We start from the raw sequence: 19,078 nt of genomic DNA, 5'->3' as shown, positions 1-19,078 counted from the left end.
TGGCGGCCATTCTGTGGCACTCTGGGAGGTGGATGTGCGAGGGCCAGCACCGGCCCCTGCGATCGCCCCACCCCCCCTTAAGTCTCAGCACCGGCAACCATTGAGCCCAGGCCATGCAAACGCTTCCCAATCCCGTTTCCCAGGCTTCTGCTAACGTTTTTGACCCCTTCGACACCACCATTCACCGCCGCCAGACTCGCCCGGTGCCCGTGGGCAGTATCACCATCGGCGGTGGTCATCCGGTGGTGGTGCAGTCAATGATTAACGAAGACACCCTGGATATCCAGGGCTCTGCCGCTGCCATTCGCCGCCTGCACGAGATCGGCTGCGAAATTGTGCGCGTCACCGTGCCCAGCATGGCCCACGCCAAGGCTCTGGCCGACATTCGCAAAATTTTAGAAGACACCTACCAGCCCGTGCCCCTGGTGGCTGACGTGCACCACAACGGCATGAAGATTGCCCTGGAGGTGGCCAAGCATGTCGATAAGGTGCGGATTAACCCCGGCCTCTACGTGTTTGAAAAACCCCAGGCGGGCCGCACCGGCTACACCCAGACTGAGTTTGAAGACATTGGCACCAAGATTCGCGAAACCCTAGAGCCACTGGTGGTTTCACTGCGCGACCAGGGTAAATCGATGCGCATTGGCGTCAACCACGGGTCGCTGGCCGAGCGCATGCTGTTTACCTACGGCGACACCCCCGAGGGCATGGTGGAGAGCGCCCTGGAGTTTATCCGCATCTGCGAATCGTTAGACTTCCGTAACCTGGTAATTTCGCTCAAGGCGTCGCGGGTGCCGGTGATGGTGGCGGCCTACCGGCTGATGTGCCATCGCATGGACGAGCTGGGCATGGACTACCCCCTACACCTGGGCGTCACCGAAGCGGGCGACGGCGAGTATGGCCGGATCAAATCGACCGCTGGTATCGGTACCCTGCTGGCCCAGGGCATTGGCGACACCATTCGCGTCTCGCTGACGGAAGCGCCGGAAAAAGAAATTCCGGTCTGCTACAGCATTTTGCAGGCGCTGGGCCTGCGCAAAACCATGGTGGAGTATGTGGCCTGCCCCTCCTGTGGTCGCACCCTGTTTAACCTCGAAGACGTGCTCCACGAGGTGCGCGAGGCCACCAAGCACCTCACCGGGCTCGATATTGCGGTGATGGGCTGCATTGTCAACGGGCCGGGCGAGATGGCCGATGCTGACTACGGCTACGTGGGCAAAACCCCCGGCTACATTTCGCTATACCGAGGTCGCGATGAGATCAAGAAGGTGCCAGAGGAGCAGGGGGTGGCGGAGCTGATTAACCTGATTAAGGCCGATGGCCGATGGGTGGAGCCGGACGTCAAAGTTTAGGGTTTAAGGTTCAGGAGTTCAGGTGAGACCTTGAGCCTTGGCCTCTGCCCCCGAATACTCCTAACTCCGAAACAGTCGCGTGTAGAGAGCTTCGTGCTGCATGGTAGCCAGCGATGTGCCCCAGCTGCTGAGGGAGAGGTCAGCCAAATCTTGGATGGCCAGAGCGCGATCGCCCGCCTCCTCTAGCACCGGATACAGCTCCAGCAGCATCTCCTGCCCCACCGTCTGCCCCAAAGGAATCAGCTTGACAGCGCTAGTAATTAAGTTAGCGGCCCAGCTGTGCAGGTAGCCCAGCACCGCCGATGGGGCATCAATCTCCCACCGGGCCGCTACCAGGGCAAAGGCCACAGCAAAGTTGCAGGGGCTGCCCGCCGCGCTAAACCAGGGCTTGAGATCGGGGTGTAGGTGGGTGCCCATGCGCACCAGGGCGCGGCCCATATCCCAGCTCTGCTGGCGAGTTTCTTCGCTGTCGCGCAGGGCCGAGAGGTCTTGGTTGAGGCGGGCGATCGCCTCAGCCATAGAGAACTCCGGTTGAGCCACCAAACCAGCCTGGGTGGCAGCGCTATGCACTAGCCCCACGACAGCACCATCGAGCACGACCAGTCCGTAGGTTAATTCTTGAGTGAGCCAATGGAGCATATCTGCGGAGGTCGCAATCACCCCCTGCTCGACTAAGGTTTCTAGCCCTTCAGAATAGCTGTAGGCTCCCACCGGCAGGGCTGGGCTGGTGAGCTGTAGCAGCCGCAGCAGGGCTTGGGCCTTAGTTGTGATCATGGCTGTGGCCATACTGGCTGTGGGCGGCAGGGCGATAGGCCCCAGATTCAGGTTCAAAGGGCAGGGTGGCGGCGGCGAGTTCTAAGTTGCCTAGCTGGTGCAGCATGGCTTCGAGCACGGGGTCGGGCTCTAGGGTGAGGCGGTCTGGGGCCAGCTCTAGCGAGACGTGGCGGTTGCCCAGGTGGTAGGCGGCCCGCATCAGGTCAAAGCTAGATTGGGCCGTGACCACCACCACCGGCTCTGGCTTAGCCACAATGCGAATGACGGTTTCATCATCGCCCCCCAGCAGATCGCCCCCCAGCAGCACGGTGCCGCGCGGCAGGTTGAGATAGACAGCGGTGCCATCGTCTGCGGTGAAGCGGTGGCGCGATTTGGCGCGATCGCCCGCCGTCAGCGACAGGGTGGCGACCACAGGGGCGACCCCATCGGGGGGCAAGATACGATTGACAGTCAGCAAAACAGCTCAGCGATAGGATAGGGGGCCAGCCACTAAATCGTTTTACCACAGCAGGCGGATATGTCGTTCAATACAGAGTGATAAACCTGCTATAGATGTCATACGGTTTTGTGGTTTAGGCTAGCTCGCTGTTGTCTTCTTTTCTCATCGTTCAACCTCCCCCTATGTCCGATATTGCCCTCAAAAGTGTGCTTATTTTTCTGCTGATCGTGGCCAATGGGGTATTTTCAGGGTCAGAAATTGCCCTGGTGTCAGCTCGCAAGGCTCGCCTAGAACACCAGGCCCGGCGCGGTAACGCTAAGGCGCGGCTCGCCCTCAAGCTAGCTAACAACCCCAACGACTTTCTCTCGACGGCACAGATTGGCATTACGCTGATTGGCATTCTCAGCGGTGCCCTGGGGGGAGCCACCGTAGCCACCAGCCTGAGCCAGACGCTAAACCAAGTTCCTGCCCTGGCCCCCTACAGCGATGTGCTCGGTTTGGCGATTGTGGTGGGGCTAATTACCTACCTATCGCTGGTGGTGGGCGAACTGGTGCCCAAGCGCATTGCCCTCAGCTACCCCGAGGCCATTGCCTGCCAGGTGGCTGGCCCCATGAAGGGGCTGTCTCGATTGGCCACCCCTTTGGTGGTGCTGCTGGGCATGTCTACCAGCTTTTTAGTCAACCTTTTGGGCCTCAAAGAACGCCCTGAAGCCGCCATTACCGAAGACGAACTGCGGCTGCTGATCGATCAGGGCACCGAGGCTGGCACCTTTGAGGTGGCCGAGCAGGAAATGATGGGCCGGGTACTGCAACTGGGCGATCGCCCCATTCGCGCGATCATGACCCCCCGCACCGATATTGAATGGCTAGATGTCGATGCCTCCTTTGCTGAGCACAGCGAGCTGGTGATGCAGAGCGCCCACTCCCACTTTCCGGTGTGCAACGACAGCATCGACGACTGCGTGGGGGTAGTGTCGCTCAAGGCGCTGCTGCCCAACTACCTCAGCCAAAACACCGAGCCAACAACCCTGCTCAGCCTGGTGCAACCGCCCCTGTTTGTGGCTGAGAGCACCTACGTGCTCAAGGTGCTAGAGCTGTTTAAGGCCTCGGGCACCCACTTTGCCATGGTGCTCGACGAGTATGGCGGCGTGGAGGGACTAGTCACCCTTAACGACGTGGTCGAGGCGATCGTAGGCGATCTGCCCTCCCTAGAAGACGCCGACGACCCGATGATGACCCAGCGGGACGATGGCTCTTGGCTGCTCGACGGGCTGCTGCCGGTGGAAGACCTCAAAGACCTGCTCCACCGCGAAGAGCTGACCGAAGACGAAGACAACTACCACACCCTGGCGGGCTTCATCATTCGCCAGATGGGCCGCATTCCCAATGCGGGTGACTTTTTTGAATGGGAAGGGCTGCGGTTTGAGGTCGTCGATATGGATGGCCGCCGCGTGGACAAGGTGCTGCTGCAAAATTTGCCGTCGCGATCGGAGTTGACGTCGTTCTCTCGGGACGATGAGGACGTGGCGAGATAAGCTAGCGGGCGATGCACGCGCCTCTAAGGCTCGATTTAGCGACCTTTGATGGCGTCTTTGTCCAACGTCTTTTGCTCTTTCACCAGGGCCAGTTCAGAGGCCATTTCTCGATCTAAAAAATAGTTGAGAAATGTGCGAATTACGGCAATCACCCCCAGTTTGATCAAATCTTGGGTGGTGGGTGCCACGGTGGTCGATAAAATATCGGCCCCTAGCTGAAACTCTAGGGCTAAAGCCAGCCAAGTGCCAAACCGCAGCCGCACCTGGTTAAACGGAAACTCTTTTCCCCGACGATGGCGATTGAGTCTCAAGGCCAAGCGCGCGGTTTGGCATAACCCTGCTACCACGCACAGCACCGAGATGGCCTCTAGGCAAAAGGCAACGACTAAGACAATGTCTTCGAGCAGCGCCTCTAGAGGTTCAAGCCATGCCATAGCCGCCCTCAAACCTGGTTAGCGGGCACGCGATCGTCTAGAAATGCGAGGGGGTTGGCCATGGTCTCAGCAAAGCCAAGAATGCCGCGATCGCGATGTTCGTACAGCAAAGTTCCCTGGCGATCAAACAAAAAGGTGCCGCCGCGCTGGGTCAGGTAGGCAGCATCGGGCACGTAGGTGCTCCAGTGACTCAGCACCTCAGTCATGTTGCGCAGGCGCAGGGTAGCCAGTTCGATGGGTCGCTGAAAGCCGCTGCCGCCGACAAGGTTAAAGGCTTTGCCGGTCAGCGGCGGTAGGGGGCCAGCTTTGACTACTTCCTCGTCACCGATCAGCTGGGGGGCACGGCGATCGCCCGTATAGCCCCGCAGCACTTCCCGCAACGTGCCTGGGCTAGCAATACCCGCACACATCAGCATCAGGTTGAGCCATGCGGCTTGTCCTGGTTTCAGGCCCGGTGGCTTGAGGGTCAGCCCCTGGTACAGCCCCAGCTCGCGGTGCAGGGCGGCGGTTTGATCGACAAACAGCGATGCGGCGGGGAAGCCGGTGTAATCGCAGAATTTTTGGCCGGAGGCGCGATCGCCAATGCCCACCGCTCGTACGGCAATTCCCCGCTGACACCCTGTGTCAGCCTCGCGCTGCAACCACCAGGCATACTCCAAGCTGTCGAAGTCGCCCAGTTGAGGCCACACCAGCATTAAAATTTGGGCGGCTCCCTCACAACCCTTCAGCAGAGGCACTGTTTGTCCATCGCTCACCCGCTGCCGCTGAGTTAGGGCCAAAATTTCGTAGCTGCTACTGGAATTATGCATGGGGCGATGGTTTGAAAATGCTGTTTCGGATCGTGGGACAGTGCGCACGCTATCACCCTTTACCCATCCACCCACCTGCCCTACTCAAAGCCGCGATCGCGCCAGGGGGTTGGGTCTACACACACCCCGTGGACATACAGCCCCCAGTGCAGGTGCGGCCCGGTGGCCGCGCCAGTGCTGCCCACGGCCCCAACCACCTGCCCCGGCTGCACCATGGCCCCTTCGCTAACGTCAATGCGGCTGAGGTGAATCATAATGCTGAGCACCCCCTGACCGTGGTCAATGCCAACGGTGTTGCCGTGCAGCTCAAAGCCGTCGGCCACGCGCCCCACCAGGGCAACCCGCCCGGCAGCGGGAGCCATCACGGGCGAGCCGGTGGGCGAGGCGTAGTCAAGGCCTCGGTGGTAGTAGTCTTGGGCAAATACACCGTTATAGTAGCGGCGCACGCCGTACTGAGTGCTGGTACGGCCCTGGTTGGGGCGTACCAGCGGCCCATTCCAGTAGCGCTCAGGGCTGACGATGTTTTTGAAAGCGGCGACCCGGTCGAACTCGTGCTGGGTGCCCAGGTCGCTCTGGCTAGGCGACAGGGTAATGCGCTGGGTAGGAAAGTTGCGGTTTTTGAGCCCCACTGCTAGGTTGCGGGTTTCTTCTGTGCCGATTACCCGAATCACCATGCGACCGGGAGGGTTCAGCGGGCTGGTGGGCACTAGCGCCCGAAACCGATTGCCGTCGATGGGGAAGGTGGGATATTCAAGGCTGTCGTTGACCGTTACCTTGGGGGGAGTCGTGGCCGCCGGATCTCGGGGGGTGACAATCACGGAGATGGTGTCGCCCAGCTCTGGGGCCGTAGGATTGAGCACCACCTCGTAGGCCTGGGCCGGGCGACTCAGCAGCACGGCCATGGAGCCTGCGGCGGTAGCGGCCAACAGCGATCGCCGGGTCAGCAAACGGGGGTCTCGGTTCGGCTCCATAGCTCCGTCCTCTATCAATGGTTCCTATAGTAGACGCTGCCTTAAAGCGGAAGATCCCAAACCATCGGATCATCCTTAGCGATGGCGGTCACCATCGGCCTATTCTTCGTTGGCCTTAGCGTCTTTGACAGCCGCATAGAAGAACACCCCAACTAGCGGCACACAAAGACCGAGGATAACCGTGGTCGGCACCGTGCCCCAGTCGGGGCTACCGGAAGACAGCTCAAAGATAGATCCCACTGCGGCGATCGCAGCGATGCAGGAACCAGCCAGCAACAGTCCACTCTTGGGGGTCACAGGGTTTCTCCTAAACGGCTAAGGGGGCCATTTTTTTGGCCCTAACGGGGCAGCATACCACGGCCCTAGCGCGCCCTAACGCAACTAATGGGCTGCGATCGGCTGCACGTCTTTGGCATAAAAGCCGTTCTTCTTCAGCTCTTGGTTGAGGGCCAGGGCGTTGTCTACCCGATCCACAAATAGCACCCCAGCCAGGTGATCCATCTCGTGGAGAATGCAGCGGGCCAGCAGCTCGTTAGCCTGGAGCTTTTTGGGGCGACCGTTCTCATCTTTGTAAGAAACTTCAAGCGCCGCAGGGCGAACCACGTCAAGGTAGACACCGGGAATGCTGAGGCAGCCCTCTTGACCGGTAGCGATGTCTTTAGAAACTTTGACGATTTGGGGATTAATCAGCACTAGGGGCTGGTTAGCGGCATTTTCAGGGTCGATATCAACCACTAGCAGTTGCTTGTTGACCGCCACCTGGGGAGCCGCCAAACCAATGCCATCGGCACTGTACATGGTTTGCAGCATTTCCTTCACCAGGGCACGAATTTCGTCATCGACCTTGGCCACCCGCTTGGCGGGCTGGCGCAGCACGCGATCGCCCAGGGTGTGAATTTCCAAAGGCGGCTGCTTGAGCTTGGTTTTTTCGACTTGAATGGCGGCGGGCATAGGGAGGAGGTCCAGGGTTATAGCGTTATGGTATCTATCCTAACAACACAGACTCACTTCGACATAGCGGTTAACCGCAGTCGAGCTAGTCTCCCTCGGGCAGGATGGGTTTGGCCTCGACGGTGACATCCACCGCCGTGATGTCAATGGTGCCTTCCTCGGCCACCCGCGAGAACCCACCCAGCTCGGTGTGCAGCGGGGTGCCGCAGTTGAGGCAGCGGGTCTCGGCCCCCTTGATGCCGGTCAGGGGGGTGGCACAGACCGGACAGGCAGCCTGCACCAGGTTGCGCCGCAGCCAAAACCGCAGCCCAATGAACCCCAGCACTGGGGCCACCAACAGCAGCACCACCAGCACCGCCAGCGACTTCACCAGCCAGCCCAGACCGACGGCCCCCAGCAGCCAGATCACCCCAATCAGGGTGAGCCAGCAGCCCAGACCTGAAAAGTTAACTTGAACTTGTTTAGAGCTATTTGGGTTCACAGGGGCATTCTCCGCACGGCACAGGCAGGGGCTTAAACCATATTGACCAGACCCTAGCCTTGACTCTGTATTCTAGCGCTGCGGCTACTACGCTACTCAATAGCGGGCGATCGCACTTTCCAGGTGTCCGGCCAGGGCTGGGGTGCCAAAGGCCGCCAACGCCTCCTGCCGGAGCCATGCCCCCTGACAGCGCAGGTCGTGGCCAGCCAGCATCTCGATACAGGCGGCAGCAACTGCGTCGGGGCTGCGGTAGGGCACTCGCCAGCCGAGCCGCCCGTCTTGCAGGGGGTCGGCGGAGCCATCCTGATCGCCGGAGAGCACCGGCAAACCGCAGGCCATCGCCTCTAGGTAGACAATGCCAAAGCCTTCCTGGGAAGGCATCACGTAGGCGTCGGCCAGCCGGTAATGGGCAACCAGGGCCTCTGTGGGCACAAACCCGGCAAACACGACGCGATCGCTCACCCCCAACTCTTCAGCCAAAGCCGCCAGTCGGGGCTGGTCATCGCCCCGGCCAATCACCAGATATTTCACTGTGGGCACGGCAGCAGCGATGGTGGGCAGCGCCCGAATTGTGACATCCACGCCCTTGTAAATATCCCCTGACCACAGGCGAGCCACGGTCATCAGCACTCGGCAGTTGGCCAAGTTGTAGGCCGACACCAGGGCCGGATCAGCAGGACCAGGGCTAAAGCGATCGCCATCGACCGCGCAGGGAACCATAAATGCCCTGGCCGGGTCTAAACCATTGGCCATGCAGGCGCGATCGCGACTGTAGCGGCTGTTGGCCCAAATCCAGTCGGCCTGACGCAGCGCCTTCTGCTCTCGCTGAGGCAGTGGCTCCCACACCTCCTTGCCGTAGATCATGACGGTGTAGGGCAGTCTGAGCAAGCGGCAGAGGGTCGAGACCAGAGGCAGCAGCAGCACGTGGCCACAGACCACCTGGCGCGGTCGCTGGACTATCAAATGCTGTAGCAGTGCAGCCACTAGCCGGACACGCCCTAGCGCTGACGATGCCGATGCCAGGTAGTGAAATCGTAGGGGGGAGCGATCGCAGGGGTTGTGGCAATCTGGCCCATCCCGCAGCAAAAAAATATCGGCGGGGGCAGGACTAGGCTGCTCTAGGTAAGCCGCCAACACATCCTTAACGTAGGACTGAATACCGCCCTCCCAGGAAAAAACTTCGAGAAAGACAAAGACCAGCGATCCCTGTTTTCCTGAGTTAGAAACCATAGAGATGTCAGTAAGTCTACCTTCAGTGGCCCCCTGAACAATGGGCTGATCAGTAGCGGAAGAACCCATAGCAGACAGCACAACAACAGCCAAGTCTCCCTAGGCTACCCAAAACGCTGCCCTTGGCAGCGGCAAACAATGTCCAAGGCAGCCTAGTAGGTCGGAAAAGTGCCGTACTTGACGATAGATAGGCAGTTGCGCCCATCCTTAGAGCGATGGTAAGTCACCTTGTCAGCCAGGCGGCGCAGCAAAAACCAGCCGTAGCCGCTTTCTAGCAGTTCGCCGGGCTGGGGTTCGGGTAGTAGCTCTGGGTTGAAAGGGTCGCCGTGATCCCAAATGCGAATTTCAACGCAGTCGGCGGCTAGGGAGAGGTCGATGTCAATGTCGGTGTCGGCGGGCAAATGGGCGTGGGCATGGCGCACCGCATTGGTAAAGCCTTCGGTGAGGGCTAGGGCGAGGCGATCGCAGTGGTTGCTCACCCAAGCTGACTCCCCCTCTAGCGATCGACAGGTATCGTGAAACCAACGCTGCACCTGGGCCACTACATCCAGCTTGCTAGCCACCTGCAAATGTTCTTGTCTGGGTTCTTGTCTGGTGCCCACCCGTGCCATAGCCACTCCTGTATCAACGCCTACCAGAGTTCCCTAAACGTAGCTTAGCGAAAGAGTACACCCCCAGCAAAAAGACCTGCGTAAAACGATACAGTTCTACGCAGGTCTTGCATGGTGGCTAGAGTTAGCCGTCTAGAACAGGCCTAAAGTCAGCGATTCCTGAATGGGGAAGGTGGCCCCAATGCCCAACCATAGGGTTACCGCTGTGCCAAGCATAAATAGCGTGGTAGCTAGCGGACGACGGAAGGGGTTTTGGAACTTGTTGACGCTCTCGATAAAGGGGATCAGCATCAGCCCCAGGGGAATGGCGGTCATCGCGCCAATACCCAGCAGCTTGCTAGGCACAATCCGCAGAATCTGGAAGGTGGGGTACAGATACCACTCAGGCAGAATTTCTAGGGGAGTAGCGAAGGGGTCAGCGGGCTCACCTACTAGGGCAGGGTCTAGCACAGCCAGCCCAACACAGCAGGCAATGGTGCCCAAAATCACCACGGGGAAAATGTACAGCAGGTCGTTGGGCCAGGCGGGTTCGCCATAGTAGTTGTGACCCATGCCCTGCTTGAGCAAGTCTCTTAACTTAGGATCGCTTAGATCCGGTTTTTTAATGGTCGCCATTGAAAAAACTTCTCCTGTTACAGCCAGTTGGGCCAGGCCCAAAGTCTAAACCATTCAGCCAGGGCAATCGGTATAGCCGAAACCAAACGTCATCCCCTCAAAACATTTGCCCAGGAGCCTGCCTTAGCAACGGCTCCACCCGTCTCTCAGACCCTAGAGAGGGCCAGAAATACCCTGCTTGCGAATCATCAGGAAGTGCAGCAGCATGAACACCGCGATCGCCCAGGGCAGAACGAAGGTGTGCAGGCTGTAGAAGCGGGTCAGCGTCGATTGACCAACGGCCTCGCCGCCGCGCATCAGCTCAACCACCGTAGAGCCCACCACAGGAATGGCACCGGGCACCCCAGACACAATCTTCACCGCCCAGTAGCCCACCTGATCCCAGGGCAGGGAATAGCCAGTAACGCCAAAGGTCACAGTGATGACGGCCAGCACCACGCCAGTTACCCAGGTCAGCTCACGGGGCTTCTTGAAGCCGCCGGTGAGGTACACCCGAAACACGTGGAGAATCATCATCAGCACCATCATGCTGGCGGACCAGCGGTGGATGGACCGAATCAGCCAACCGAAGTTGACGTCGGTCATCAGGTACTGCACAGAACTGAATGCTTCAGTGACCGTGGGTTTGTAGTAAAAGGTCATCGCAAACCCAGTGGCAAACTGGATCAGGAAGCAGGTCAGGGTAATGCCACCCAGGCAATAGAAAATATTGACGTGGGGCGGCACATACTTGCTAGAGATGTCATCGGCCAGGGCCTGAATCTCTAGCCGCTCGTTAAACCATTGGAAGGCCTTAGAGTCGGTAACTTGCTTAGTAAACATGAAGCGGGTAACTCTATATATTCAATAATTGCCGTCAATGAAAAATGTAACATAGCCGTAATGGCAACGCTAAATTCTCTGCCTTAAATTCTAAGGCCTAGGGCGCTTCCTGCCATCCCCGGAATAGGCAACTCGGGCGAAAGGCTCACCCCAGGCCCACGCCAGCTTTGGAAGATAAATTAGACCCCTGCCATAATTTCGCAACATTCCGTTACATTGCCTTGATAGTGACGTAGAGCCAACTGAGCAACTGGCCACTACGAGGCTCGACAACCCGGTAGGGAAACGCTATCTCTGCCAGTTGGGCGCAATTAGTTAAAAAAATGATCAGAATAAACTAATGTGAAGCGCTGACTGAATGGCTAGGGAGATCGTCGATCCTTAACCCAGGCTCTCTATGAACTAGAAACGCCGGTCAACACCACAGTTCGTTCATCTGCAATCTATTGCCTGCCTCTGCCCTGCGTTTATGATTAAACCCCTGTTGCGTCTCTCTATTCTTAGCCTTTGCCTGATGGGGCTAGTGGTCGGTGGGGTGTCAGCAGGCCCTGCCTTTGCCCTGACTGAGGAGCAAAATCTGGTGGCAGAGGTGTGGCGCATTGTGAACCGAGCCTACGTAGACGACACCTTCAACCATCAAAACTGGTGGTTTACTCGCCAGCGAGCCCTCGATCGCGCCCTAGCCAATCGAAACGACACCTACCAAGCCATTCAAGATATGCTGGCTGGGCTAGAAGACCCCTATACTCGGCTGCTGCCCCCTGAGCAGTACCGCAGTCTGCAAACCAGCACCGCTGGCGCGTTGACTGGAGTAGGGCTGCAAATTTCTAAGGATGAGCAACCTGGCTGGCTGCGAGTGATTGCCCCGATTGAAGGGTCTCCGGCGGAGCAGGCGGGCATTCAACCCCAGGATGTGGTGCTGGAGATTGATGGTGTGGCCACGACAGAGCTGACGCTGGATGAAGCTGCCGCCCGAATGCGGGGTCAGCGCGGTACTACCGTTACCCTGCAACTGCGTCGCCCCGATGAGACCCAGGTCCGTCAGGTTTCTCTGACCCGCGATGTGATTACCCTCAACCCTGTGGTAGCAGCGCTGAAGACAACGCCTGCAGGGCAGCAGGTGGGCTACCTGCGGCTGAGCCAGTTCAACGGCAATGCGTCTGAAAAGGTGGCCGCTGCCATTCGCACATTGGCCGACCAAGGGGCAGAGGGTTATCTACTCGATTTGCGCAACAACCCCGGCGGGTTATTGCAATCAGGCATTGAAATTGCAAGGCTGTGGCTGCCCCAGGGCACGATTGTCTACACGGTTAACCGTCAAGGCATCTTAGACAGCTTTGAGGCCTTTGGCCAAGCAATTACTGACGCGCCCCTGGTGGTGTTGGTCAACGAGGGCACCGCCAGCGCCAGCGAAATTTTGGCCGGGGCGTTGCAGGACAATGGCCGGGCGACTCTGGTGGGCAGCACCACCTTTGGCAAGGGGCTGATTCAGTCGCTGTTTGACCTGTCAGACGGGGCGGGGCTAGCAGTGACGGTGGCCAAGTACGAAACCCCAGACCACCACGACATCAACAAATTGGGTATTCAGCCCGATCGCATCGTCGCCAGCGTGCCCCTCAGCCGCGACACCGTAGCTACTGACGCCGATCCCCAGTACCAGGCCGCGCTAGAAATGCTAAGTCAAGCCACGGTCCTAGCCAGTGCGTCCTGAATCCTTACCCCAGGAAGGGCCACTTAAGGCTAGCCGCTCGTACCACGACCCGCTCCACGGCGCGATTACGCTGCATGCTAGCGACCTCGACGAGGCGCTGCTGACTCAGCTTATAGACACTCCCGCGTTTCAACGGCTGCGGCGAATTCGCCAGCTTGGCCCGGCCAGCCTCACCTTCCACGGGGCCGAAAGCTCGCGCTTTACCCATTCCTTGGGGGTGATGGCGATCGCCCGTCGCGCCTTTGACCAGATCCAGCGCCGCTACCCTGAGTTGGCTCCCTACCGGGCCACGGTGCTGGTGGCGGCCCTGCTCCACGACATTGGCCATGGCCCCTTCAGCCACACCGCCGAAGAGGTGTTTGGCCTTCAGCACGAGCACTGGACCCGGCGCATGATTGGCGAGCTGCCGGAGATTCACGATGCTTTAGAGGCGCATTCAGAGGGACTGGCAGCGGCAGTGGATCAGGTTTACACCCACGAGCACCCGATCGCGCTGGTATGGCAGCTAGTGTCGAGTCAGTTGGATTGCGATCGCCTCGACTACCTGCTGCGCGACAGCTACTTCACCGGAGCCAGCTACGGCCAGCTCGATCTCGATCGCATTCTCATGGCCCTGCGGTTTGAGCCCCAGAGCGGTCGTCTAGTGGTGGCCCACAAGGGCTTGTCTGCGATCGAGCACTACCTGGTGGTGCGCCACTTTATGTATGTGCAGGTATACAACCACCCCAAAAATATCTCCGTCACCTGGCTGCTAGAGCGGGCCTTTGAGCGGGCCAGAGCCGATTTGCTCGTTGGCAAGCTAGAGGCCGATCCGACGGTGACCGCCTGGCTACTCACTCCCGATCGCCCCCTTTCCCTAGACACCTACCTGGCTGGGGACGACATTGTCTTCACCTACCACCTCCAGCGGTGGCGGCACAGCCCTGACCCACTGCTAGCTGACTTGTGCCGCCGCTACCTCGATCGCGACCTGCTCAAGACATTAGAAGTCACTCGACTCTCGCTAGAGCAGCAGAATGACTTTCTCCAGGCCGTGCGTACCTATCTAGATCAGCAGGGCTATAGCGGCGAAAACTATAGCGGCCTGCGCCGCAGTTGGAGCCGAGGTTACACCACCTATAACGAAGGCATTTGCTTATATAGCGACAACGCCTTTACCGACATCAAAGATCTCTCGCCCCTGGTGCAAGCCCTTAGCCAACCCTATGAACGCACCTGGCTACTCTACCCACGAGAAATTCACCCCTGGTTGCGCCAAACCTGGGCTAGCTACAGCCCCGCCGCCTCAGAGGTGGAGTAGGCCCAAGGCTATGGCTGCAATGGGTCAATGGGCTGACGGTGCGGCATTGGCGGCACTGATTCAACCAGCGCTAAGAGTGTCAGGCTCAAAGGCCACAAAAAATACTGCAAAAACAGCACCGAGTTGAAATAGAGAAACACCATCATCACCAGGGCAGAGCAAGCCAAAATGCTGACCTTTTCCGTCAAAAAGCTCAGGTAGATCAGCCCCATCAGCATCAGCATAGGTAGCTTGGCTTTGAGTCCCACCAGCCAGGGCAAATTCTGCGAAAATATCACATCCAGGGAAGGGGCACCTTCGACATGGGAACTGCCTGCCCGAGTCGCTGAAAAAAGAATAGATTTGACAAAGCCTTCCGCATTCCAAGCCAAAAAAGGCAGCGACGTTACAACTGGAATGCTCAGAATAATTAAAAGGCCCAGACCGACCTCAATTATCCGCTTGGTTTTAGACGCTGTCTTCCAAAGATAGACGAGATAAAGCGGCAGCAAAAAGATGGCAATCTGCTTGATTCCCAGAGATAGGCTAAAGGCAAGCAATGCCCATCTGGTTCGGTCTTTTAGCAGCAGCAGGGAAAGCAAAAGGAAGAAAATGGCGGCAAACTCAAGGTGATGAACCCGCGTAATATAGATGCTCCAACGACCCAATAAAAGAATGGCAGCGACGGCAAAGCCAAAAAGCCACAGGCCTCGAACGTAGAAAAATCTCAGCACCAGGGCAACTATCCCCATGTGACATAAGAACGACAGGGGACGCCATAGGTAGAGCCAGTCTAGGAATTCTGGAAAGCCAAGTTTTTGAAGCAGAGCAGAGCAAAGATAGACTAGCGGAAAGTAAGTTGCATACTTATCGTTGGCCCGCATGTCACTGGCCAAAACCCTGGAGTAAGGGTTTTCTCCAACAATAATTCTTTTGCCTTCTAGCCAAATGTAGTAGATGTCTTGACCCATCAAATCACTGGCGGGTGTAAACCAAACGCTAATATGCATCAGCAAACCCGCGACCATCAACAGCAGGAACGCGAGCCAATATCGTTTATCCCATCCGCACAATCCTGGCATGGCAAATGATTTCTTTCTAACGATGGCAATTTGACAATCTTTCCTAACAGACAGCTAGCGTCTCGCCCCCAAGAAGATCGGGCTTTGAGCAGGACAAAAGAGCCCCTGAATCATGAGAGTGCCCCTGGAGAGTGCTTCTAGACTACGCAAACTACAGCGTTGCGCGGAAGCATACAATACCGTTGCCTTGGTTTTGAAGCAAAGTATGCTGCCCCCACATGTAGGGGTGTCGATTTCTATCTTTCTCCCAGATCGCTAGATGTAGGCCGGCAGATCCGCTAACCTAAGGAGCAGCTCAGGCGTTCTAGGGTGAAATCTACCCAGCGCGAAGGATGCTTAAGCAGTAAAATTGTACTAACTGAGCCATTGCGCCATGTCCTTTGTTGGTCTCCACATCCACAGTGCCTACAGCCTGCTCGACGGGGCCAGTCAGCTGCCCCAGCTGGTGGCGCGGGCCAAGGAACTGGACATGCCCGCGATCGCCCTCACCGACCACGGGGTGATGTACGGCGCGATCGAGCTGATCAAAGTCTGCAAAGCCGCCGGTATCAAGCCGATCATCGGCAACGAGATGTACCTGATCAATGGGGATATTTCTCAGCAGCAGCGCCGCCCCCGCTATCATCAAGTCGTTTTGGCCAAAAATACCCAGGGCTACAAAAACCTGGTTAAGCTCACCACCATCTCTCACCTCCAGGGTGTCCAGGGCAAGGGCATTTTTTCGCGCCCCTGCATCAACAAAGATTTACTAGAGCAGTACCACGAAGGGCTGATCGTCACCAGCGCCTGCCTCGGTGGCGAAGTGCCCCAGGCAATTTTGCAGAAGCGGCCCGATGTGGCCCGCAAGGTGGCCCAGTGGTACAAAGACCTGTTTGGCGAAGACTACTACCTCGAAATTCAGGATCACGGCTCTCCCGAGGACCGGGTGGTAAACGTGGAGCTGCTGAAGATCGCTCGCGAGATGGACATAAAAGTCATCTGCACCAACGACTCCCACTACATCTCCTGCAACGATGTGGAGGCCCACGACGCGCTGTTGTGCATTCAGACTGGCAAGCTGCTAACCGAAGACAAGCGCCTGCGCTACAGCGGCACAGAATACCTGAAGTCTGCCGACGAGATGCGCCTGCTGTTCCGCGATCACATTGAGCCGGAGGTGATCGAAGAATCAATCGCTAACACTTTGGAAGTCGCCGACAAAATCGAAGACTACACCGGCATCCTTGGCCAGTCGCGCATTCCCGATTTCCCCATCCCCCCTGAGTTCAATGAAGATGCTGGGGCCTACATGGGCCACGTGGCGCGGGAGGGGCTGGTCAAGCGTATGAAAGCGGCCAGCTATGGGGAGATTGAGCAGGAGTATTGCGATCGCCTCGAATACGAAATCGAGATGATGATCCAGATGGGCTTCCCCACCTACTTCCTCGTAGTGTGGGACTACATTCGCTTCGCCCGCGATAACAACATTCCGGTCGGCCCAGGGCGGGGCTCAGCGGCAGGCTCCTTGGTGGCCTACGCCATGGAAATCACCAACATCGACCCCATCCACCACGGCCTGCTGTTCGAGCGCTTCTTGAACCCCGAGCGCAAGTCGATGCCGGATATTGACACCGACTTCTGCATCGATCGCCGCGACGAGGTGATCAAATACGTCACCCGCCGCTACGGCGAAGAGCGAGTGGCGCAGATCATCACCTTCAACCGCATGACCTCCAAGGCGGTGCTCAAGGATGTGGCGCGAGTGCTGGATATTCCCTACGCCGAGTCGGATCGGATGGCGAAGCTAATTCCGGTGGCGCGGGGCAAGCCCACCAAGCTGAAGGTGATGATCTCCGACGACACCCCGGCCCCAGAGTTCAAGGAAAAGTACGACAACGACCCCCAAACCCGCCGCTGGATCGACATGGCCCTGCGCATCGAGGGCACCAACAAAACCTTCGGCATGCACGCCGCCGGGGTGGTGATTTCCAAAGATCCCCTCGACGAGATCGTGCCTCTACAGCGCAACAACGACGGCCAGGTGATCACCCAGTACTACATGGAAGATGTGGAAGCCCTGGGCCTCCTAAAAATGGACTTTTTGGGTCTGAGAAACCTGACTATGATCCAAAAAACCCTGGAGCTGATCGAGGCCACCCACGGCACCAAGATCGACCCCGACGATCTGCCCATGGATGACCCGGCTACCTACAAACTGCTGGAGCGCGGCGATCTGGGCGGCGTCTTTCAGCTTGAGTCTTCCGGCATGCGCCAGATCGTGAAGGATCTCAAGCCCTCCGGTTTGGAGGATATTTCTTCGGTCCTGGCCCTCTACCGACCGGGGCCGTTGGATGCGGGGCTGATTCCCAAATTCATCAACCGCAAGCACGGGCGGGAGAAAATCGACTTTGCCGACGAAATTCTCAAGCCGATTTTGAGCGAGACCTACGGCATCATGGTCTACCAGGAGCAGATCATGAAAATTGCCCAGGATATGGGCGGCTACTCCCTCGGCCAGGCTGACCTGCTGCGGCGGGCCATGGGTAAAAAGAAAATGTCGGAAATGCTCAAGCACCAGGAGAACTTCGTCAACGGCGCGATGCAGAAAGGCGTCGCCAAGAAGGTGGCGACAGAACTCTGGGACCAGATGGTGAAGTTTGCCGAATACTGCTTTAACAAGTCGCACTCTACGGCCTACGGGTTTGTCACCTTTCAGACCGCCTACCTGAAAGCCAACTACCCCGTGGAGTACATGGCGGCGCTGCTGACCTCCAACAGCGGCGACCAGGACAAGGTGCAGATGCACATCGGCAACTGCATCGCCATGGGCATTGAGGTGCTGCCGCCGGATATCAACCGATCGCTGGTTGACTTCACCCCCGAGGGCAAGAGCATTTTGTTTGGCCTCTCGGCGGTGCGCAACGTGGGGCTGGGGGCGATCGAGTGCATTCTCAAGCACCGTGAGGCAGACGGGCCGTTTGGGTCGCTGGCGGAACTGTGCGATCGCGTCGATCTGCACTCCGTCAACCGCCGCGCCCTAGAATCGCTGATTTTAGCGGGGGCGCTGGATAAGCTGGACGCCAACCGCAACCAGCTGATGCAGGATCTGGAACTGGTGATCGACTGGGCGCAAGGCCGCGCCAAGGATCGCGAGATTGGCCAGGGCAACCTGTTCGACATGATGATGGGCGGTGGTGATACCCAGGCCGCAGCCCCAACCAACGGCTACGAAACTGCCCCTAAAGCGCCCCTGGTGGCCGACTTTGAAGCGCAAGAAAAGCTGCGGCAGGAGAAAGAGCTGCTGGGCTTCTACATTTCTGACCACCCGCTCAAGTCGGTGCAGCGATCGGCGCGGGTGCTGGCCCCGATTAACCTGGCGGAGCTGCACGAGCAGCCGGATAACGTGACGTTGAGTGCGATCGTGATTCTCGCCAGCGTCAAGCCGGTGGTGACGAAGAAAGGAGACAGAATGGCGATCGTCCAGCTCGAAGATCTCACCGGGCAGTCGGAGGCCGTCGTCTTTCCCAAATCTTTTGAGCGCATTGGGCAGCACATTGTTGCCGACAAGCGGCTGATGATCTGGGGCAAGGTCGATCGCCGCGACGATCGCGTGCAGTTCATCATTGACGATGCCGAGTCGATCGAAGACGTGCGCATGGTGATGGTGGAGCTAGACCCACGCCTGGCGGGCGACATTGAGCAGCAGCACCGCCTGCGCAACGTGATTCGCAACAACCAGGGCGACGACCCCAAGTATGCGCGGGTGCCGGTGATTGCGGTGATTGGCGGCAATCAGCAGCGGCAGTTTGTGCGGCTGGGGGCACAGTTTCGTGTCAAAGACCCTGAGGCTGCAGTGAATGCGCTGGTGAAGGCTGACTTTAAGGCCAAAGCGACGCCGCTGATTAGCGCGTGATCTCGGTGAGAGACCAGGTTCCTTCTGTGCGATGCCAAGCTCATCGGCTATCCCCCAAGGAACTGGTCTCTTAAGCCAATCGCAAGTTCA

The 19,078-nt window shown here is 58.2% G+C and carries 18 protein-coding genes; 5 read left to right on the top strand and 13 right to left on the bottom strand.

Going from position 1 to position 19,078, the window contains the following annotated elements; all coding sequences use genetic code 11:
• The first annotated feature begins 113 nt into the window (after window positions 1-113).
• Window positions 114-1,352, top strand: coding sequence for a (E)-4-hydroxy-3-methylbut-2-enyl-diphosphate synthase (ispG, locus tag H6G07_RS12780; RefSeq protein WP_073608520.1), 1,239 nt, complete (start codon window positions 114-116; stop codon window positions 1,350-1,352).
• A gap of 60 nt (window positions 1,353-1,412) precedes the next feature.
• On the opposite strand, the gene H6G07_RS12775 is transcribed toward ispG, so the two are convergent.
• Window positions 1,413-2,126 (bottom strand): urease accessory protein UreF, encoded by a 714-nt coding sequence (locus H6G07_RS12775; protein ID WP_073608625.1) that lies wholly within the window; start codon window positions 2,124-2,126, stop codon window positions 1,413-1,415.
• Entirely contained in the window at window positions 2,113-2,583 is a 471-nt protein-coding gene (ureE, locus tag H6G07_RS12770) for an urease accessory protein UreE (protein ID WP_073608521.1), read from the bottom strand. The genes H6G07_RS12775 and ureE overlap by 14 nt, the downstream gene beginning before the upstream one ends.
• 164 nt (window positions 2,584-2,747) lie before the next feature.
• Here ureE and H6G07_RS12765 point away from each other — a divergent pair, with 164 nt between their 5' ends.
• On the top strand, window positions 2,748-4,100 hold the full coding sequence (locus H6G07_RS12765; protein WP_073608522.1) for a hemolysin family protein: 1,353 nt from the start codon (window positions 2,748-2,750) through the stop codon (window positions 4,098-4,100).
• A 35-nt stretch (window positions 4,101-4,135) separates the two neighbouring features.
• On the opposite strand, the gene H6G07_RS12760 is transcribed toward H6G07_RS12765, so the two are convergent.
• From H6G07_RS12760 to petB, 10 genes are all read right to left on the bottom strand, one after another.
• Entirely contained in the window at window positions 4,136-4,534 is a 399-nt protein-coding gene (locus H6G07_RS12760; RefSeq protein ID WP_073608523.1) for a DUF1622 domain-containing protein, read from the bottom strand.
• Between the two features lie 8 nt (window positions 4,535-4,542).
• Window positions 4,543-5,343: a peroxiredoxin-like family protein gene (locus H6G07_RS12755; RefSeq protein ID WP_073608524.1), complete on the bottom strand. Its 801-nt coding sequence runs from the start codon at window positions 5,341-5,343 to the stop codon at window positions 4,543-4,545.
• A gap of 80 nt (window positions 5,344-5,423) precedes the next feature.
• Window positions 5,424-6,314, bottom strand: a complete 891-nt coding sequence (locus H6G07_RS12750) for a M23 family metallopeptidase (RefSeq protein WP_073608525.1) — start codon at window positions 6,312-6,314, stop codon at window positions 5,424-5,426.
• Window positions 6,315-6,413: 99 nt separating this feature from the next.
• A complete protein-coding gene (locus H6G07_RS12745; protein ID WP_073608526.1) occupies window positions 6,414-6,611 on the bottom strand; it encodes a hypothetical protein in 198 nt (65 codons plus the stop codon).
• Window positions 6,612-6,695: 84 nt separating this feature from the next.
• Window positions 6,696-7,265: a peptide deformylase gene (def, locus tag H6G07_RS12740; RefSeq protein WP_073608527.1), complete on the bottom strand. Its 570-nt coding sequence runs from the start codon at window positions 7,263-7,265 to the stop codon at window positions 6,696-6,698.
• A gap of 85 nt (window positions 7,266-7,350) precedes the next feature.
• The gene (locus H6G07_RS12735; protein ID WP_073608528.1) at window positions 7,351-7,746 is read right to left on the bottom strand and encodes a hypothetical protein; all 396 of its coding nucleotides are present in this window, start codon (window positions 7,744-7,746) and stop codon (window positions 7,351-7,353) included.
• 96 nt (window positions 7,747-7,842) lie between these two features.
• On the bottom strand, window positions 7,843-8,976 hold the full coding sequence (locus tag H6G07_RS12730) for a glycosyltransferase (protein ID WP_073608529.1): 1,134 nt from the start codon (window positions 8,974-8,976) through the stop codon (window positions 7,843-7,845).
• Between the two features lie 152 nt (window positions 8,977-9,128).
• The gene (locus H6G07_RS12725; RefSeq protein WP_073608530.1) at window positions 9,129-9,587 is read right to left on the bottom strand and encodes an ATP-binding protein; all 459 of its coding nucleotides are present in this window, start codon (window positions 9,585-9,587) and stop codon (window positions 9,129-9,131) included.
• 132 nt (window positions 9,588-9,719) lie between these two features.
• Window positions 9,720-10,202, bottom strand: coding sequence for a cytochrome b6-f complex subunit IV (gene petD / locus H6G07_RS12720; RefSeq protein WP_073608626.1), 483 nt, complete (start codon window positions 10,200-10,202; stop codon window positions 9,720-9,722).
• 153 nt (window positions 10,203-10,355) lie between these two features.
• The gene (petB, locus tag H6G07_RS12715) at window positions 10,356-11,024 is read right to left on the bottom strand and encodes a cytochrome b6 (RefSeq protein WP_073608531.1); all 669 of its coding nucleotides are present in this window, start codon (window positions 11,022-11,024) and stop codon (window positions 10,356-10,358) included.
• A 469-nt stretch (window positions 11,025-11,493) separates the two neighbouring features.
• Between petB and ctpA the strand changes: the two genes are divergently transcribed.
• A complete protein-coding gene (gene ctpA, locus H6G07_RS12710; protein ID WP_073608532.1) occupies window positions 11,494-12,735 on the top strand; it encodes a carboxyl-terminal processing protease CtpA in 1,242 nt (413 codons plus the stop codon).
• Window positions 12,725-14,035 carry an HD domain-containing protein gene (locus tag H6G07_RS12705; protein ID WP_073608533.1) on the top strand — a complete coding sequence of 437 codons (1,311 nt, stop codon included), beginning with the start codon at window positions 12,725-12,727 and terminating at the stop codon, window positions 14,033-14,035. Before ctpA ends, H6G07_RS12705 begins: the two co-directional genes overlap by 11 nt.
• Window positions 14,036-14,043: 8 nt before the next feature.
• On the opposite strand, the gene H6G07_RS12700 is transcribed toward H6G07_RS12705, so the two are convergent.
• Window positions 14,044-15,024, bottom strand: a complete 981-nt coding sequence (locus H6G07_RS12700; protein ID WP_199312060.1) for a putative hexosyltransferase — start codon at window positions 15,022-15,024, stop codon at window positions 14,044-14,046.
• Between the two features lie 445 nt (window positions 15,025-15,469).
• Here H6G07_RS12700 and H6G07_RS12695 point away from each other — a divergent pair, with 445 nt between their 5' ends.
• On the top strand, window positions 15,470-18,988 hold the full coding sequence (locus H6G07_RS12695; protein ID WP_073608535.1) for a DNA polymerase III subunit alpha: 3,519 nt from the start codon (window positions 15,470-15,472) through the stop codon (window positions 18,986-18,988).
• The last annotated feature ends 90 nt before the right edge of the window (window positions 18,989-19,078 follow it).

It is taken from the genome of Phormidium tenue FACHB-1052, assembly GCF_014696675.1.
In the GTDB taxonomy this organism is placed as follows: Bacteria; Cyanobacteriota; Cyanobacteriia; order Phormidesmidales; family Phormidesmidaceae; genus Nodosilinea; species Nodosilinea tenuis_A.
The sequence above is the reverse complement of the archived record's forward strand: the minus strand, read 5'-3'. Positions and strand labels throughout refer to the sequence as shown.

Coding starts and splice junctions, on each gene's coding strand:
- ispG (WP_073608520.1), top strand. CDS start 114: ATGCAAACGCTTCCCAATCCCGTTTCCCAGGCTTCTGCTAACGTTTTT.
- H6G07_RS12775 (WP_073608625.1), bottom strand. CDS start 2,126: ATGATCACAACTAAGGCCCAAGCCCTGCTGCGGCTGCTACAGCTCACC.
- H6G07_RS12765 (WP_073608522.1), top strand. CDS start 2,748: ATGTCCGATATTGCCCTCAAAAGTGTGCTTATTTTTCTGCTGATCGTG.
- H6G07_RS12760 (WP_073608523.1), bottom strand. CDS start 4,534: ATGGCATGGCTTGAACCTCTAGAGGCGCTGCTCGAAGACATTGTCTTA.
- H6G07_RS12755 (WP_073608524.1), bottom strand. CDS start 5,343: ATGCATAATTCCAGTAGCAGCTACGAAATTTTGGCCCTAACTCAGCGG.
- H6G07_RS12750 (WP_073608525.1), bottom strand. CDS start 6,314: ATGGAGCCGAACCGAGACCCCCGTTTGCTGACCCGGCGATCGCTGTTG.
- def (WP_073608527.1), bottom strand. CDS start 7,265: ATGCCCGCCGCCATTCAAGTCGAAAAAACCAAGCTCAAGCAGCCGCCT.
- H6G07_RS12730 (WP_073608529.1), bottom strand. CDS start 8,976: ATGGTTTCTAACTCAGGAAAACAGGGATCGCTGGTCTTTGTCTTTCTC.
- H6G07_RS12725 (WP_073608530.1), bottom strand. CDS start 9,587: ATGGCACGGGTGGGCACCAGACAAGAACCCAGACAAGAACATTTGCAG.
- petD (WP_073608626.1), bottom strand. CDS start 10,202: ATGGCGACCATTAAAAAACCGGATCTAAGCGATCCTAAGTTAAGAGAC.
- petB (WP_073608531.1), bottom strand. CDS start 11,024: ATGTTTACTAAGCAAGTTACCGACTCTAAGGCCTTCCAATGGTTTAAC.
- ctpA (WP_073608532.1), top strand. CDS start 11,494: ATGATTAAACCCCTGTTGCGTCTCTCTATTCTTAGCCTTTGCCTGATG.
- H6G07_RS12700 (WP_199312060.1), bottom strand. CDS start 15,024: ATGCATATTAGCGTTTGGTTTACACCCGCCAGTGATTTGATGGGTCAA.
- H6G07_RS12695 (WP_073608535.1), top strand. CDS start 15,470: ATGTCCTTTGTTGGTCTCCACATCCACAGTGCCTACAGCCTGCTCGAC.